This is a genomic window from Acinetobacter rudis (genome assembly GCF_031157835.1).
GTDB lineage: Bacteria > Pseudomonadota > Gammaproteobacteria > Pseudomonadales > Moraxellaceae > Acinetobacter > Acinetobacter rudis_A.
Map to the genome: position 1 here is coordinate 86,278 of NZ_JAVIDR010000007.1, position 18,343 is coordinate 104,620.

The 18,343-nt window shown below is 40.4% G+C and carries 13 protein-coding genes and 1 pseudogene; 9 read left to right on the forward strand and 5 right to left on the reverse strand.

What is annotated here, in order from left to right; genetic code table 11:
• Positions 1 to 151 precede the first annotated feature (151 nt).
• The 6 genes from RFH42_RS08710 to RFH42_RS08735 are packed head-to-tail and all read left to right on the forward strand — an operon-like array spanning position 152 to position 6,374.
• Positions 152 to 2,989, forward strand: coding sequence for a monovalent cation/H+ antiporter subunit A (locus tag RFH42_RS08710; protein ID WP_308975245.1), 2,838 nt, complete (start codon positions 152 to 154; stop codon positions 2,987 to 2,989).
• Positions 2,990 to 2,993: 4 nt separating this feature from the next.
• Entirely contained in the window at positions 2,994 to 3,359 is a 366-nt protein-coding gene (locus RFH42_RS08715) for a Na+/H+ antiporter subunit C (RefSeq protein WP_308975200.1), read from the forward strand.
• Positions 3,356 to 5,161: a monovalent cation/H+ antiporter subunit D gene (locus RFH42_RS08720; RefSeq protein WP_308975201.1), complete on the forward strand. Its 1,806-nt coding sequence runs from the start codon at positions 3,356 to 3,358 to the stop codon at positions 5,159 to 5,161. The genes RFH42_RS08715 and RFH42_RS08720 overlap by 4 nt, the downstream gene beginning before the upstream one ends.
• 6 nt (positions 5,162 to 5,167) lie before the next feature.
• Positions 5,168 to 5,683 carry a Na+/H+ antiporter subunit E gene (locus RFH42_RS08725; protein WP_308975246.1) on the forward strand — a complete coding sequence of 172 codons (516 nt, stop codon included), beginning with the start codon at positions 5,168 to 5,170 and terminating at the stop codon, positions 5,681 to 5,683.
• On the forward strand, positions 5,680 to 5,955 hold the full coding sequence (locus tag RFH42_RS08730) for a monovalent cation/H+ antiporter subunit F (protein ID WP_308975202.1): 276 nt from the start codon (positions 5,680 to 5,682) through the stop codon (positions 5,953 to 5,955). Before RFH42_RS08725 ends, RFH42_RS08730 begins: the two co-directional genes overlap by 4 nt.
• An 11-nt stretch (positions 5,956 to 5,966) precedes the next feature.
• Complete coding sequence (locus RFH42_RS08735) at positions 5,967 to 6,374, forward strand: Na+/H+ antiporter subunit G (protein WP_308975203.1); 408 nt, start codon at positions 5,967 to 5,969, stop codon at positions 6,372 to 6,374.
• On the opposite strand, the pseudogene RFH42_RS08740 reads toward RFH42_RS08735, so the two are convergent.
• Together RFH42_RS08740 and RFH42_RS08745 are read right to left on the reverse strand one after the other, a co-directional pair.
• Positions 6,348 to 7,423: pseudogene (locus RFH42_RS08740) on the reverse strand (RNA-guided endonuclease InsQ/TnpB family protein). The gene RFH42_RS08735 and the pseudogene RFH42_RS08740 overlap by 27 nt on opposite strands.
• Before the next feature lie 200 nt (positions 7,424 to 7,623).
• Positions 7,624 to 8,043 (reverse strand): PACE efflux transporter, encoded by a 420-nt coding sequence (locus tag RFH42_RS08745; RefSeq protein WP_308975247.1) that lies wholly within the window; start codon positions 8,041 to 8,043, stop codon positions 7,624 to 7,626.
• Between the two features lie 89 nt (positions 8,044 to 8,132).
• Here RFH42_RS08745 and RFH42_RS08750 point away from each other — a divergent pair, with 89 nt between their 5' ends.
• The 3 genes from RFH42_RS08750 to RFH42_RS08760 all read left to right on the forward strand — a co-directional run bounded on the left by RFH42_RS08750 (position 8,133) and on the right by RFH42_RS08760 (position 10,945).
• On the forward strand, positions 8,133 to 9,020 hold the full coding sequence (locus RFH42_RS08750; protein WP_308975204.1) for a LysR family transcriptional regulator: 888 nt from the start codon (positions 8,133 to 8,135) through the stop codon (positions 9,018 to 9,020).
• Positions 9,021 to 9,220: 200 nt separating this feature from the next.
• Entirely contained in the window at positions 9,221 to 9,571 is a 351-nt protein-coding gene (locus tag RFH42_RS08755) for a YcgJ family protein (protein WP_308975205.1), read from the forward strand.
• Between the two features lie 42 nt (positions 9,572 to 9,613).
• Positions 9,614 to 10,945 carry a flavin monoamine oxidase family protein gene (locus tag RFH42_RS08760; protein ID WP_308975206.1) on the forward strand — a complete coding sequence of 444 codons (1,332 nt, stop codon included), beginning with the start codon at positions 9,614 to 9,616 and terminating at the stop codon, positions 10,943 to 10,945.
• Positions 10,946 to 11,056: 111 nt separating this feature from the next.
• Here the strand turns inward: RFH42_RS08760 and RFH42_RS08765 are convergent, their stop codons facing one another.
• From RFH42_RS08765 to RFH42_RS08775, 3 genes are all read right to left on the reverse strand, one after another.
• Positions 11,057 to 12,478, reverse strand: coding sequence for an FAD-dependent oxidoreductase (locus tag RFH42_RS08765; protein ID WP_308975207.1), 1,422 nt, complete (start codon positions 12,476 to 12,478; stop codon positions 11,057 to 11,059).
• Between the two features lie 71 nt (positions 12,479 to 12,549).
• The gene (gltB, locus tag RFH42_RS08770; protein WP_308975208.1) at positions 12,550 to 17,022 is read right to left on the reverse strand and encodes a glutamate synthase large subunit; all 4,473 of its coding nucleotides are present in this window, start codon (positions 17,020 to 17,022) and stop codon (positions 12,550 to 12,552) included.
• Between the two features lie 436 nt (positions 17,023 to 17,458).
• On the reverse strand, positions 17,459 to 18,331 hold the full coding sequence (locus RFH42_RS08775; RefSeq protein ID WP_308975209.1) for a hypothetical protein: 873 nt from the start codon (positions 18,329 to 18,331) through the stop codon (positions 17,459 to 17,461).
• Positions 18,332 to 18,343: the final 12 nt, after the last annotated feature.

Consider the following 18,343-nt stretch of genomic DNA (forward strand, 5'->3'; position numbering starts at 1 on the left):
TTTTTTTGTTTTTTTACAAGTCGCGCAACACAACTTGTTCTTTTACTGTAGAAAATTAAACACTTTCGACAGTAAACACTTGGACCTCTCATTGAGCTCCTTTAATTACCGAAAATTAACATTCATTCTAGGTTTCGACCTATACACGACATTGGATACGAGTGTGCTACCCATTATTATTTTGTTACCGCTTATACTCGGTACAACCTTAGTTTCGTGGCTGAAGAACGCTTCACGTGGGGTAATGGCTATAGCGGCAGTTGGCGTAAGTCTCAGTTCGTTTTTATTATTACTTAGCCAAGCGAAATCAGTTTTTCAAGGCAATAGCTTAGTTCAAAGCTGGCCCTGGTTCAGTCAAGTTGGTATTGACCTTAGTTTCAGGCTTGATGCCTTAGGCTTAGTATTTTCTTTATTAATCACAGGTATTGGTACTTTAATTTATATTTATGCCTACTATTACCTGAGCCCGAAAAACTCACTGAGTAAGCTATATCTGCTATTGATGCTGTTTATGGCTGCCATGCTCGGCATCTCTTTGTCGAATAACTTAATTATATTATTGGTATTTTGGGAACTCACCAGTATTTCCTCCTTCTTATTGGTTGGCTATTGGAGTAATTACGAGGCTGCTCAACAAGGCTCAAGAATGGCACTGACCATTACAGGCATGGGTGGACTTGCAATGCTGGGGGCCTTTGTCTTGCTGGGCCAAATTACTGGCACCTATCAAATTGATCAAATTTTAGCTTTAGCTCCTCAAATTCAACAAGACCCTTTATTTACACCAATATTATTGTTGGTTTTATTGGGTGCATTTACCAAAAGTGCGCAATTTCCATTTCACTTTTGGTTACCTAATGCCATGGCTGCACCTACACCTGTATCTGCGTATCTGCATTCCGCCACAATGGTAAAAGCAGGGATCTTTTTATTGGCGCGCTTATTGCCAATCTTTGCAGGTGCAGCGCTCTATCACAACATTGTCACCAGTATTGGTCTGTTTACCCTTTGCATGGCTGCATTCTTTGCAATTTTCAAAGAAGATCTTAAGGGACTTTTGGCATATTCAACAATCAGTCATTTAGGCTTAATTGTTTGCCTCTTAGGCATTGGTTCACCTTTGGCAGTTGCAGCAGCAATTTTCCATATTATCAATCATGCGACCTTTAAAGCGGCCTTATTTATGATCGCTGGCATTATTGATCATGAGACACAAACCCGTGATCTCAGAAAGCTCAGTGGAATTTGGCAGCTGCTCCCATTTACTGGCACATTGACCATGATCACTGCTGCAAGTATGGCTGGTGTTCCTCTAACCAATGGCTTTATCTCTAAAGAAATGTTCTTTACTGAACTCTTATCGAGTCTTTCAGGCCCTGTTATGGTTTTGGCTGCTGTGGTTGCAACTTTTGCAGGCTTATTTGCAGTCGCCTATTCGACTCGACTTGTACATGGCGTATTTTTTGATGGCGAGATTGGTAAAAACGTACCGAATAAGGCTGCTCATGAGCCTGCCTTTGGTATGCGTGCACCTGCTTTACTCTTAGCAAGCTTATGTATTTTAGTTGGTATTTTCCCTGCACTATTGGTTGAACCTATAGTCAATGCAGTAACTTTAGCAAGCACTCAACGCGCTGATTTTACTGGTGTACATTTGGCTATTTGGCATGGCTTTAATTTGCCACTGCTTATGAGTTTGATCGCTTTAGTTGGCGGAGTGCTATTTTACTTTGCTTTGGCACGAGGGGGACGTATTCGTCGAATCGACCTTGACCCCGCACTTGGGCCATTACAAGGTAAATTAATATTTGAATCACTTTTACGACAACTGTCCAACTTGGCGCTTAAATTAAAAAAATTTACCGAGTCGGGTTCATTACAGAATTACTTCTTCTGGATCATTATATTCAGTGTCGCCATTGTTGCTGCACCTCTATTTAATCAAGGCATTAGTGCTGGTGGTCGTGAATTAACCCAAGCAACGTGGATTGCCATCGTGTTGTGGTTATTGCTTTTCTCTGCTTGTTGGATGTTACTTTGGTTTCATCATGAACGCATTAAAGCGGTACTTATTAGTGGTGCGATTGGGTTGGTTGTAACTATGGCTTTCTTGACCATGTCAGCACCAGACTTAGCACTTACACAAATTAGTGTTGACGTTGTAACAACGGTATTACTCCTGATGAGTTTATCGCTACTACCACAGCTTACCCCTTATGAGTCACAGCGTACACGCCGTTGGAGTGATGCAATCATTGCTATACTTGCAGGGCTTGGTATTGGTTGGATCACTTGGATGTTACTTACACGTGATCACGATTCAATTTCATGGTTCTTCATTCAGCAATCCTTACCACTCGGTGGTGGCAGTAACATCGTTAACGTCATCTTAGTTGATTTTCGTGGCTTTGATACCTTTGGGGAAATTACCGTACTGGGGATCGCTGCAATTGGTGCGATGTGTATGATGGATGGTATGCGTGCTCATGGTACTGCGATTACACCAGGTCTAACGCATCGTTTTAATCCATCACCATTAATGTTCCGTATGACGGCAGCATGGATCTTACCTTTAGCACTGGTTGTCAGTCTTTACATTTTCCTTCGTGGGCATAACGCACCTGGTGGTGGTTTTATTGCAGGTCTCATCACTGCAATGGCACTCATTGTTCAATATATCGCACTCGGACAAGATCGCGCTGAGCAATTGCTCAGAGCAAACTCTGGCCGTCTCTATGAATCTTGGATAGGTACAGGACTCTTAATCGCAGGTGGTACTGGTGTAGCCGCGTGGTTCTGGGGACGTCCATTCCTGACCAGCGCCCACATTTATGTTGATCCACCTTTGTTTAGTACCATGCATTTAGCTTCAGCTGCAGCGTTCGACCTTGGTGTCTATTTCACTGTTGTTGGTGCAAGTATGTTGTTAATTTCAGTACTTGGTGACTCACGACACTCCACCATGTCTGGTCCATTACCAAAGGAGTAATTCAATGAGCTTAGAATTTTTAATGGCATCAGCAATTGGATTACTCGTTGCCACTGGTGTTTATCTGATTTTACGTGCACGTACTTTCCCTGTTGTGCTTGGCCTTGCTGTCATTGGTTATGCTGTCAATTTATTTTTATTTATGACTGGGCGTATCCAAATCAATGCGCCTGCCCTACTCATTAAATCAGATACAGTGACAGACCCTCTACCTCAAGCCTTAGTATTAACTGCAATTGTTATTGGCTTTGCTACGACCGCTTTTATTGTGCAACTTGCATTGCGTAGTCGCTTCGAAACAGGTTCAGACCATGTAGATGGTAAAGAACTTCAGACTCAAGACAACAGCAATGAGGATGTGGATCAATGATGGGTTTTTTCGAATTTTGGTATAGTCATGCACCTATATTTGCCATTTTAATCCCAGCCTTCACTGCTTTTATATTGGTATTACTTGGCAACCCTGGTGCTGGGGCATTAACACATGATTGGCGTCAACCTTGGCGTCGCGGGTTAAGTTTACTCTCTGTTGGCTTGGGTCTAGCGACTGCAATCAATTATCTACTCCTTGCCAACACTGGACAAATTACAGTTTATCAATTGAGTGAGTGGTCAGCCCCATTTGGTATTGTACTGGTTCTTGACCGCCTTTCTGCCATGATGCTGCTGCTCACCTATACGCTTGCTGCACCTGTATTGTGGTTTGCAAGTAAGGGATGGGATGCACGTGGCCGTTTCTTCCATGCCATGTCTCACTTTCTATTAATGGGCCTAAGTGGCGCATTTCTCACAGGTGACTTATTTAACCTCTTTGTCTTCTTTGAAATTTTATTAATGGCATCTTATGTGTTGTTGATTCATGCGCAAGGCAAACCACGTTTCCAATTAGGCATTCACTACGTCAGTATCAATTTACTCGCATCTGCTTTATTTCTTATTGGATTAGGCATCATTTATGGCAGTGTCGGTAGCCTAAATATGGCAGATGTCGCACGTATTATGCCAACACTTCCAATTGAGCAGCATCGTCTTGCAACTGCAGGCAGCTTATTACTCTTTGTTGTCTTTGGCATAAAAGCCGCGATGTTACCTTTAGGATTTTGGTTACCTAAGACCTATGCCGTGGCCAGTACACCTGTTGCAGCATTATTTACCATCATGACCAAAGTTGGGATTTATGCAATTTTACGTGTCAATGGAACAGTTTTCCAAGATGAACTGAGCCAAAATATTTTCAGTACATGGTTATTACCTATTGCGCTGCTTACCTCACTCTATGGTGCATTAGGGGCTCTTGTTGCCGCACGTTTACGCCGTTTTGTCGGCTTTATGGTGTTATCTTCAGTCGGAACAATTTTAATTGCATTGTCGATGATGAACACTGCGGCATGGGCAGCCGCCCTGTACTATCTGGTGCATAGTACACTCATCGCAGCTGCTTTTTATCTGCTTTGTGGTTGGATCACTTCACAAAGAGGCGAACATACTGATCATCTTTATGTTGCCCCTAAAATGAAGCAAGCACATGTGGTCTCACTCTGTTTCTTTGCCATTGCATTAATGATGGCAGGCCTTCCCCCTTTTAGCGGTTTCTGGGGCAAAGTACTCATCTTAGGTGCTACAGCTCAATTCCACGCACAGGCTTGGGTGATTGCGATTGTTCTTTTGGTGAGTTTAATCAGTATCCTTGCTTTTACACGCGCAGGCTTTGTGCTGTTTTGGCAAGCCAGTGCTCCTGAGGATGATCCTCAAGAAAAAGCATATGCTGCATACCAAAAACTGCCAGAACATGCCCCCCCACGTAATGATAAGGCCATTTATCTTTTACTCTCTGCTTTAGTTATCTATGTGGTCTGCGCTGCACCAATCTTCAATTATGTTGAACAAACAGCTATACAGTTGAAAAACTCTCAACAGTACATTGATACAATCCTAAAACAGGATCAGCAAGGCGAAGTTATTTCTGTTCAGCCTTTTGATCCTAACTATGTTCCAGAAACAAAATATAATGGTGAGCAAGCAGACCCTTATGCACAGTTGATTCCAGACTTAGTCAGTGAAGATACTTGGCAAGGTCCACATATATCACCGTATAAGAAACAACAAGCTGAACAACAGAATCAGCAGGCAAATACGCCTGATCAAGCTCAGCTCAATGCAGTGGAGCCCTAAGTTATGATGCAAAATTTATTTAACCGCCTTTTGCCATATCCTTTTGTGAGCACCTTGGTGACAGTCAGCTGGTTAATGCTTAATCACAGCTTAGACCCATTTGATATTGTCGTTGCAGTAATTTTAGGATTAATTATCCCCAAATTAGTACAACCCTTTATTATTCACACACCCGAAATTCAATGGGCAAAAGCTGCTGCACTCTTTCTCGTGGTACTAAAAGACATCATTCTTTCAAACCTTCGTGTTGCTAAACAAGTATTGGGACCTATTGATCAACTACATCCCAAATGGTATCGCGTTCCACTCGATACAGATGATGATTATGTTAATACTTTATTGGCAATGATCATTACAACCACACCTGGCACGGTCACAGCAGGTATTGATCAAGAACGTGGTGACATCTTAGTGCATGCGCTAAGCTGTGATGATACCGAAGCAGATATCATAGATATTAAAACTCGCTACGAAGCGCCACTCATTGAAATATTCAATGTAAAACAAGGAGATAATGCATGATTATTCTACCTTATGTCTTAGGACTGTGTACGCTTGCAGTCACCATTTCTATGTTTTTATGTCTGATTCGCATGATTATGGGACCCTCGATTGTAGACCGACTACTTGCTTTGGATACTTTGTTTTTAAATGCGACTTGTTTGATTATTATTTTGGGAATTTTCTGGAGTACCACTTCATTATTTGAAGGTGCTTTGTTAGTTGCAATGCTAGGCTTTATCTCAACAGCAGCTTTAGCCCGCTACTTTACGACTGGACATGTCATCGACTAGGAGCACAACTTATGCAACTTGCAATGGAAATTATTGTTTCTTTTTTCTTGCTCGTCGGTGCATTTTTTACACTGGTTGGCGCAGTAGGAATGATTCGTTTGCCTGACTTATTCATGCGTTTACACGCACCCACTAAGTCCAGCACATTAGGTCTAGGAAGTTTTTTAATTGCAGCAATGATTTATGCTGCATTTCATGGCCGTCTTGGATTTGCTGAGCTACTGATTACTTTCTTGGCTTTTGTAACAGCACCAGTATCTGCAAATTTAATCGCACAAGCCGCAATTCACCTTCGTTTGCGCTCAAAAGGTGGTGACGTACCAGAATCTATTGATCGTTTATTGCCTTGGCAAAAACAGCGTCGTGTTCCTAAGTTTGACATCCTCCCCGACCTAAAGGACGGTGATTCCTCCTGCTAGACGCTTATGTCCAAGCGCAAGTATGTTCAGTGCGGAATTTATATCCCGATCATGGAGTGTACCTGAGCAGCACTGCTGCGCAAGATGCACTGCCATGCTCTTATTCCAAGCCCTGATCTACCTTTCGGACTACTGCTTGATATACTCTTGCAGTACGAACAAGTTTGGGTGGTATAGGATTCATTGACTTCTTCAAACGATACCCCTGCGTTCTCGCATTTATACTTGAGCATTGTTTTTAGTGCCGAAAAACCAGCATCTAAAACAGACTTAGCCATTTTAGTTTTTACCAGTTTGGCTGCACTTAAATTACCAACGACTATCAGTGCATTATTCTTAACAAGCATCGTACTTGCCTTATGCAAGTGGTCTTTGCGACAGTTTACAATCTTGGCATGTAAGGCACGTACACGCTTTTTATTCCTTGCTCGTTGGGCAATCCCGAGTTGCTGTTCATATTTTCGATAGAATTTAGGATTAGATATGACTGTGCCATCAGAACAAGTCGCCACATCCTTTAAGCCCAGATCAATACCTATAGATTGCTTTGCAGTGGATTGTTCTTGCTTCGGTGAGTCCACAACAAGGCAAACATACCAACGACCACGACTATCTTCAACGAATGAACCAGTCTTAACACTGTATTTGCTTAAGCCGTAGCTATCCCATACTTTGAATTGACGCTTGCCATATTGAACAGATCCATCCGTGCATCTAATTGCAGCCTTTTTAAAGGGTATCCATCCAAGTGAACGTCTAGCAGATTTCTTGTTACTCACACGCCATTTAAGTTTTGCTTTTTTGAATTGCGTTCTACGTGTGACCAATTCCTCGGTAATTGCTTGAATAGTTTGGCTATGCAAATTACACAGTTTTGATGTACCTGAAGTATATTCATTGACATCGTAGGCACTAAAAAAATGCCCTGTACGTTTAAGATGTTTGAAACACAAATCATTAACATAGTTCCAGACAAAATTAACCTCTGATGCAAGTTGATCTAGCATCTTACAATGTTTGTCTTTTATTCGTAATTTAAGGGTTTTCATAGCCAAATTATAGCAATTTAATATACCAAAAGCTTTATAGCATAAGGTTAAGCGACGAAATGTGTCATATGGCTTACGCCAGTCGCTTATATCCTCATCCTGAACGATGAGGTTTTACGCTCCATCGGATAAAGATGAACTCTAATCCCCTATAGGATACCGCAGTACCCTCATGAGGTTTTATGACTTTCAGCTCAAACTTATTGAGCTGAAAGTGGAACACCAAAAATTCGATCAAAACTCCAATTAAATACAAATGTGTACACTGGAATAATCACAATGAGTGCCGCATCCAATATAAATGCTTGAATTAAAGAGATATTCATCCACCAAGCAATCAAAGGAATTAAAAATATAATCAGCGTCAATTGAAATCCAACTGCATGAAGTAATCGACGTTTAAAGGTTCGTTCTCTCGATATTTGTTTACTTTCCCAAGCTTCAAATATGAAGTTATAAATTAAATTCCATAGCACTGCGATTGTCGTTATCGCTACAGATAATAATGCAGTATGACTCAACTGCGATTGTGAAAGTATGGCAAGAATTGAAGAAGATATGACGAGTCCAAATATTTCATATGTACTGACATAAACTAATCTGCGTTTGATACCTTGCATTTTTTCCCCCAATAAATAACTTTGGGTCATTCTAATTTCAGTTATACTCACACATAAAGACAACAGCTTTCAGTTAGACTGATACCAAAATGAATTTTACGACTGAAAATATAGACGTATTTCTAAAAATTTTAGATACAGGATCATTTTCTGCTGCAGCACGTGCCCTAAATCGGGTGCCCTCTGCAGTTAGTATGAATATCGCAAATATAGAAGCTGAATTAGGAATCGACTTATTCATACGCACCCCACGTAAAGTCATTCCTACAGCAGAGGCACTTGCCTTAGCGCCACAAGCTCGAATTATTTCGGAACAATTAAAACAGTTAAATAAACATGCTTATGAAATGTCATTGGGCTTAGAGAGCACACTCAAGCTAGGTATTGCCTCAGATGTAAATCATCAAAAAATGCTGTGTGCCATTCAACAACTTTCACTTAAGTATCCCTTATTAAACATTGAAATTATCACTGCTCCTCAAGATGATCTCTTTAAATTACTCTATTCTGAAAAAATTGCGCTTTGCCTTTCTAGCGCGCCAATCCGTATAAATATTGAAGAACACCTGCAATTGGTCACCACTGAAACTATTGTTGCAACAATCTCACCAAAGCATGTTCTGATTAAAGATATACTCAAAAAAGATATAAATATCGAAGACTTAATCAATATTAGGCAAATTGTTGTCGCAAGTAGTGAATTAGAAATCAGTGATGTCAGACCCGTTGTGGCAGCGTCTTATTGGAAAACAAATGATATCAATACAGCAATTAACATGGTGGAAACTGGCCTTGGCTGGGGTAACTTCCCACTCTCACTGGTACAGCCTTTAATTAAAAGTGGGCGCCTTATTCAACTCAATTTTCAAAATACTCAAAACCATTTACCAACTGCCATATATCTTATTGGATTAAAAAGGAAAGCATTATCAAAAGCTTCTAGGGAATTAATAGACTTACTGACATCCTTTCCCTGAACGTGAAGTTTTACACGTCATTGAATAAAGTCCTTCAAACATGCCAAAACGCATACGATTTAGTTGTCGTTAGTTGATTTTATCTACTGAAGTAAAAAACCAACAATTAATCACATGTTAATCAAATTTCTTGACAGTATATACACAATTTTCCTTTATGCTTTGAAGCACTACAAATAAATCATCAGAAGTACCCAATCATGAAAACAATACCACTTATGTTTACCTGTGTAGCATTGTTATGCAGTGCTAACAGTTTTGCTAAAACAACACCATTAAAATCACCGACAGCAGGTGTGGTCTGTGATCAATATATCTGTGCTGATAAAAAAGGTGTTTCTAAAACATTAACAACTAAATATTTAGGTAAAAAACAGGCGAATAAAGCTTTTTCTCAAGGTGAGTTTGATACCACACAATTTACCTTTGCTAATGGTGTATTCTGTGACACTAAAACACAGTTATGCCATGTAGATCGTTATTTTGAAGCTAATAACCAACGTAGTGCAATTGACCCTAAAACAACCAAACTTCTTTTTCCTAAAAAGTAGCATTCAACAGATTAAATAACGCGTTAAACTAAATACAACCCTATGAATACTCTGCCCAATTCTCTCTCTAAGTCTAGCCTTCCTATTATTGTTGTTGGTGCTGGTGCTGCAGGTCTAAGCTGCGCCAAAATGCTTCAGGATGCTGGGCAGAATGTTCATATACTTGAAGCTAGATCACGTCTTGGTGGTCGAATTCACTCGATTCAACAACAGCTTAGCGTATTTGATCTTGGCGCCTCTTGGATTCATGGCATTCAAGATAATCCTATCTGGGAAATCACTCAGCGCAATCGTATTAAAACAACCGTATTTAACTACATTGAAGCAGATTTTTATCATACAGGTGGTCGGTTATTTTCTATTGAAGAAAAGTCAGTTTTTTTACAGTATATAGCTGAAATTGAAAAACTTTTATCAATTAGTCAAGCCAGCAATGCCGCTCTCGCAATTGAACAAATTTTACCAAAGCTAAAACCACAGCATCAGCATTTCTCTAAATCACAGTTAGATGATCTAGCAAGACTTTACTTTGAACGCTTTGCCAATGATCCATTCGCAACAACCCTGACGCAGCTTTGTACTCACTTTAATGACTTTGAAGGTTATTTCACTGGTGATGAAGTTATTTTTCCAGATGGTTATATGCAACTCATTGATGCGATTGCTCAAGATATCCATATTCAATGTAATGTCGAAATCAAAGAAGTGATTAGACATGCAAATCATGTAGAACTTATTGACCAACATGGAACAAAACATTTGGCAAAGCAAGTTGTACTGAGTATTCCATTAGGTGTACTCAAACAACAAGTGATTAAGTTTGAACCCATTTTGCCTAAATATCTCAATCATGCCATTGAAAACTATGGGTTTGGTTCTTTTAACAAGGTTTTTATTGAGCTAGAACAGGAATTACCCCTACAGAAAGCCTCAAAGCAACAGCAGAAAAGTATTTTTTATTTTCATGATCAAGTTTGTTATAACATATTGGATCTTTTCTTTGTTTATCAAAAACCTGTCTACTTATTTTTATTTGGTGGCCCACAATCGAAGTGGATTGACCAAAATACAGATGAAGCTGTTTGGCAGCAAATTCGAACAGGACTTGTGGATAACTTCATAGATATCCCCACATCCCCCAAAGCACTACATATTACACGCTGGGGAAGTGATCCTTATAGTTATGGCAGTTTCAGTTTCCCTCTGCCAGAACATAATGTAATGCTAAGTCAGGCATTTCAACAATCAATTGATCAACAACTTTATTTTACAGGCGAACACTGCCATGAACGCTTTTCAGGTACGGTACATGGCGCTTATATCAGTGGCCAAGACACTGCTCAACAGATATTGCAAGATCTCACGCCTAAATAAAACAATTTACTTCAAGCTTTTGTTCGCATGATTATAGATGATTTACAAATGCCTTATTCCAACAAAAAGCCCACTGCATAATGCAGTGGGCTTTTTGTTAGTCAGCAATGATCAAACATCAAGGTAATCTAAAATTCCTTCTGCAGCTTGACGACCTTCCCAAATTGCAGTTACAACCAAGTCAGAACCTCGTACCATATCACCGCCAGCAAAAATCTTTGGATTCGATGTCTGGAACTTATATGTCTGCTGTTCTGCTGCAACAACACGACCTGCACCATCTAACGCAATATTCGCCCCAGCAAACCAGTCTGCTGGACTAGCACGGAAACCAAAAGCCAATAAAACCGCATCAGCGTCAAGTATCTCCTCAGAACCAGGAATAGGTTCAGGGCTACGGCGTCCACGACTGTCAGCTTCTCCTAGTTGAGTTGTGACTACTTTAACACCTGTAACCTTGCCATTTTCACCTACAATTTCAATAGGTTGACGGTTAAATAAGAACTCAACACCTTCTTCGCGTGCATTGGTTACTTCACGACGTGAACCTGGCATATTGGCTTCATCACGGCGATAAGCACAACTCACCTGTGTAGCACCTTGACGAATTGAGGTACGGTTACAGTCCATTGCTGTATCACCACCACCCAAGACAATGACTTTTTTACCTTCAACACTGATATATTCGCTTGGATCTTTTTCCCAGCCTTGGCAGCGGTTTACATTGGCAATTAAAAAATCTAGGGCATCGTGTACACCCTCTAACTCTTCACCAGCAAAACCGCCTTTCATATAAGTATATGTACCCATACCCATGAAGACAGCATCATAATCTGAAAGTAATTGCTCAATACTAATGTCGGTACCCACTTCAACATTGAGTTTGAATTCAACACCCATCCCCGAAAAAATCTCACGGCGGCGTTTCATTACATCTTTTTCCATTTTAAATTCTGGAATACCAAAAGTAAGTAAGCCACCAATTTCAGGTCGTTTATCAAATACAACAGGTTTGACCCCATTACGCACCAAAATATCAGCACAACCAAGGCCAGCAGGACCAGCACCAATAATAGCAACCTTCTTATTCGTCCATTTCACATGTGACATGTCTGGACGCCACCCTAGGGCAAAGGCCGTATCATTAATATACTTTTCAGCATTACCAATCGTTACTGCACCAAAACCATCATTTAAGGTACATGCACCTTCACAAAGACGATCTTGTGGGCACACACGGCCACATACCTCAGGTAATGTATTGGTTTGATGGCATAGTTCAGCTGCTTGAAAAATACGCCCCTCAGTAATCAGTTTTAACCAGTTCGGAATATAGTTGTGTACAGGACACTTCCATTCACAATAAGGATTACCACAACCAAGACAGCGATGAGTCTGATTTGCAACGACTTCCGCAGTAAAAGGCTTGTAAATTTCCACAAACTCAGCTTTGCGGACAGCAACATCTTTTTTTTCTGGATCTTGGCGTGCGACATCCAAAAATTGGAAATCATTGTTTAGGCATTCTGCCATTTCTCTCTCCGTAGGTGAGTGTGGATAAACAAAAAGTTATCCACACCTGCCTGAAATTTTGAGTCGTAAAATTATTGAGGGTCAGCCTGAGTTGTTTTAAGCAAGGTTTGTAAATTCGCAGCCTTAGGTTTAACTAACCAGAATTTACGGCTGTAATAGTCAAACTCATTACGAATTTTATAAGCCCAAGCACTACCTGTTTCAGCAATATGCTCATCTAAAATACGGCCCAAGAATTCTTTGTGTTCTTCCATCGCTTCTGTCGAAATACGATTTAACTCAATCAATTCATGGTTGTAATGATCTACAAAATCATTATCTAAATCGAGTACATAAGCAAAACCACCCGTCATACCTGCACCAAAGTTATGGCCAACTTTACCTAGCACAGTCACAATACCGCCAGTCATATATTCACAGCAATGGTCACCTGCCCCTTCAATTACAGCAAATGCACCAGAGTTACGCACCGCGAAACGTTCGCCTGCTGTACCCGCAGCAAATAATTTACCGCCAGTAGCACCATATAAACATGTATTACCAATAATCGCGGTCAATTGTGTTTGGAATGGAGATCCTTTTGGTGGGAAGATCGATACACGACCACCAGCCATACCTTTACCCACGTAATCGTTAGCATCGCCTTCGAGTTTAATATGTAAACCACCTGCATTCCACACACCAAGCGATTGACCTGCAGTACCAACTAAATTGAGTTTAATTGGATGTGCTTCCATACTCAAATTACCATAACGACGAGCAATTTCACCTGAAATACGTGCACCAATCGAACGATCACAGTTACTCACTGTATAGTGGAATTCACCACCCATACTCGCTTCTAATGCTGGCAACATATCGCTTACCATTTTTTCAGCCAAGATGCCTTTATCAAATGGTGCGTTACCCTGTACCTGACAGTACTGTGCTTTACCATCAGCAGCAGGATGCGATTGCAATAATGCTGACAAATCTAGATGAGCATGTTTTTCAGTATTACCAGGTAAAATTTCCAACAAATCTGTACGGCCAATCAAATCTTTAAGACTTGATACACCAAGCGCGGCAAGCCATTCACGTGTTTCTTCTGCAATAAAATGGAAGAAATTAATTAACATTTCAGGTTCGCCAATGTAATGACTATCACGTAAGTGATCTTGTTGAGTCGCTACACCAGTTGCACAGTTATTCAAGTGACAAATACGTAAGTATTTACAACCTAAAGCAATCATTGGTGTTGAACCAAAGCCAAAACTTTCAGCACCTAAAATTGCCGCTTTAACAACGTCAAGCCCTGTTTTTAAGCCACCATCTGTTTGTACACGAACTTTGCCACGTAAATCATTCACACGTAAAGCTTGGTGTGCTTCAGATAAGCCAAGCTCCCACGGTGAACCAGCATGATGAATTGAAGATAATGGTGATGCTGCTGTACCACCGTCATAACCAGAAATAGTAATAAAATCAGCATAGGCTTTAGCTACACCAGCTGCGATAGTTCCCACACCAGGTTCAGAAACCAATTTCACCGATACCATTGCCTTAGGATTAACTTGTTTTAAGTCAAAAATCAGCTGTGATAAGTCTTCGATTGAATAAATATCATGATGTGGTGGTGGAGAAATTAATGTAACCCCAGGCACAGAGTAACGTAAACGTGCAATAAGACCATTTACTTTACCGCCAGGTAACTGACCACCTTCACCTGGTTTAGCACCCTGCGCAACTTTAATTTGAAGTACTTCAGCAGATGTCAAATAAGCAGGTGTTACACCAAATCGACCAGAAGCAATCTGTTTGATTTTCGAATTACGAATTGTACCGTAACGCGCTGGATCTTCACCGCCTTCACCTGAGTTAGAACGTCCACCAATCGTGTTCATTGCAATGGCAATGGCTTCATGTGCTTCTGGTGACAGAGCTCCTAAAGACATCCCTGCTGAGTCAAAGCGAGGTAAAATGTCTTCAACAGATTCTACTTGATCAAGTGCAATCGATTGATCTGTTTTTAATTTAAATAAATCTCGAATCGTTGCAATTGGACGTGTATTTACTAGCTCAGCATAGGCTTTAAAATCAGCGTAATTACCACTACGTACAGCTTTATGCAGTGCATTAATTACATCTGGATTGAAAGCATGGTATTCCTTATCAAATACAAACTTCAGTAAGCCGCCCTGATCGATAGGTTTACGAAGCTTCCATGCAATTTCTGCAAGTTTTTTCTGATCATTCTCGAGGTCAGCAAAAGTCGCACCCTGAATTCGGCTCGGTACACCACTGAAACATAGATCAACAACTTCAGAAGATAAACCAACCGCTTCAAAAAGCTGCCCACCACGATAAGATGCAACAGTAGAAATACCCATTTTGGATAATACTTTCAGCAAGCCTTTTTCAATCCCTTTGCGGAAATTCGCTTGGGCATGAATTGGATCACCTAATAACTCACCCTTCGCAATCAAATCATTAATTACGTCATAAGCCAAATATGGGTAAATTGCAGTCGCACCAAAGCCTAAAATAACTGCAAATTGGTGAGGATCACGTGCTAATGCTGTTTCAACAATGATATTGGCATCAGTACGTAAACCTTGTTTAATCAAGTGGTGATGCACAGCACCTGTTGCCATTAAGGCATTGGCAGGTAAATAACCTTCACGAATTTTTTTGTCAGATAAAACCAATAAAGTTTTACCATCACGAATTGCTTGAGCCGCTTCTTCACAAATACGTTGAATTGCTGTCTGTAAGCCTTCAGCTCCTGCATAATTCAAATCAATATCTGCAATTTCATAGCCTTTACGTCCCAGCGTACGAATCTGGTGCATTTTTGAGTTTGACAAAACTGGGCTTGAGATAATTAAGCGATCTGCATGCTCAGGGCCTTGTTCAAAGACATTTTGCTCACGACCAATGCATGTCTCTAAAGACATCACAATCGATTCACGTAAAGGATCAATAGGTGGATTAGTTACTTGTGCAAATTGTTGACGGAAATAATCTGACACGTGACGAATCTGACGTGATAATACTGCCATTGGCGTATCATCACCCATTGAGCCTACCGCTTCCTGACCACTTTCTGCGATCGGACGTAATAATTGATCACGTTCCTCAAAAGTAACCATAAACATTTTTTGTGCAGACTTAAGTGCATCGCCTTTTAAGCCCTGATCACATAAATATTCTTCAAGTTCTGGACTACCTTGGACACGAATCGAATTATCTCGTAGCCATTCACGATAAGGACGCATCTTTTTCAAATGATGACTGACATCCTCTGTATCGAGCATTTTTCCAGTTAATGTATCAACAACCAAGATTTGCCCAGGACCCACTCGGCCTTTGGAAAGTACATCCTCTGGCTCATAGCCCCAAACACCAATCTCAGAAGCTAAAGTAATATAACCGTTTTTGGTAATCACCCAACGCGCAGGACGTAAACCATTACGGTCCAGCATACAAATGGCATGACGACCATCTTGGATAACCAAACCAGCTGGGCCATCCCATGCTTCCATATGCTTAGAGTTGAATTCATAAAATGCACGAAGATCTGCATCTAATGTTTCAACATTCTGCCAAGCTGGTGGTACGAGCATACGTAGGGCACGGAATAAGTCCATGCCACCGCCAACTAAAATTTCAAGCATATTATCAAGACTTGAAGAGTCAGAACCTGTACGGTTTACAATCGGATTTAGCTCAGTTAAACCAGGCAGTAATGGGTTAGCAAACTTTGGTGTACGTGCCATAGCCCAGTTACGGTTAGCAGTAATGGTATTAATTTCACCATTATGTGCCAAATAACGAAATGGTTGAGCCAATGGCCAACGAGGCAAAGTATTTGTAGAAAAACGCTGATGGAAGACCACAATGTGCGATGCTAATCGCTCATCTGCTAAATCAGTATAAAAATCTGCAATTGCTTCAGGCATCATCAAGCCTTTATAGCTAATCACAGTTGAACATAGCGTTGTTACATAAAAAAGCGGATCTTGTGTTAACTGTTGTTCTGCACGACGACGTGCAAGGAATAACTTACGGTTAAACTCAACCTCTGTTACCCCCATAGGACAATTGACAATAATCTGTTCAAAAACAGGTAAAGATTGTAGTGCAATTTCACCCAAAGCAGCATTATTGGTTGGCACGACACGCCAAGCCAATACTCTTAGACCTTCAGTTTCAATTTCTTTGTTTAAAACCGACTTCGCATGAGCCGCAAGTGCAGGGTCTACATTTAAAAATACTGTACCCACTGCAAAAATTTCGCTTAAAGTAATATCGCTAAGCTTTTTCGCCTCTTCTTTGAAAAATGCCTTAGGCATCGCTAAGAGCAGACCACATCCATCTCCCGTTTTACCATCAGCAGCAATCCCGCCACGGTGGGTCATACAACTCAGACTATGGATTGCTGTCTTAACAAGATGATGGCTCTCATCACCTTGCATATGGGCAATTAATCCAAATCCACAGTTATCTTTAAATTCATCCGGTTGATATAAACCTTGGGGGGCTATAGTATTCGGCGATGGCATGTGCATAGCGTACCCTTATATTAGAGGCCCTGAACTAGGGCGAATCGTTTAGTATATTACTTATGTAGCATAACAGTGATAGTGAAACCGCTAGGTTTTAGTAAAGCATGAGACGGACACTTTGCTGTAATTTACATTTACTTTAATTGCAAACAGATTTTTCAAAACTGCACTTATTTAAAGCAAGTAAAACGTCTTAAATTACACACCAATAGGCTTGACCGCGCCAAAATAGGGAGATTTCCGTCTATTAGCACGCTATAGAAGCAAAAATGATGCCAATAAAATTATTCAATAAAGTGCTTTAATTTTTCAAGATAAATTTGAATGAGTAGATGTTAACTTTAGTTATATTAAAAAAATTGCACTTTGAAAGTGCAATTTAATAAAAACCGATCAAAATGATGCTCTATTTTAGCACCTAAAAATCATATTTCTAATTGAACGGATCAATTGACTCATGACTGTTATGGTTATTTGATGCTGGATTACGTGCTGCAGCAGGTCTATCGGGATTAGAAGATACGCTTGGCTTTGGCTCCGTTTTCACTTTTGGTGCTTCAACAACTGGATCTGACTTCGGTTTATCAACAGGAGAAGGTGTTGGTGTTGACCGTACTGCATCAGTAATGATCGTTGGTGCTGCCTTAATTTGAGCTAAAACAGATTCATCTATGACGGGTAATGGCGCATTTCTCAAATTAATTTCATAAATCTTCTGATTACTTGCCATTTCTTCGCTCCCAAGATCATTCACCAGACCAGCATATTGCTTTAACTGGCGCACTTGAGGGCGTACTGAACTTGGCAACTTAATATTAAGTTGATCCATTAATGGTTTAAAATCAGCCTGTTTTTTAAAGAGCCCATATACGAGAACATATTGTTCAGCCTGATTTTCACCACTTAAGCGAAAGTAGATAAAGTTCTTACGTTCTGGTTGACGTTGTAAGAAGCTTTTAATGACATCTTCTTCACTAGCGCGAAATAGTTCAATGGTCCAACTTTTTTGGTTTTCTTCGATAAAACGCGTGCCTCGAAATTCAGGATCATGATTGCCTGATGCGACCACCCGAGTCGTTATCTCTAATGGTCGAACTTCATCACTTAGCACACCTAAATCTGTACTTGCTGCAACTTTTTCTGGTTGTATTTGAACCTGAACCTCTTCAATAGGCTCACTAACTTCAACTAATTTAGAGGTGTCTGTAATTGCCCAAAATATCAGTGCGCTAAATAAACAAACTACGCCTCCAATCAACCATACTGAAGATCGAATATTTTGCCAAATTGAATGAGATGCCTGCATGCAATAAAAATC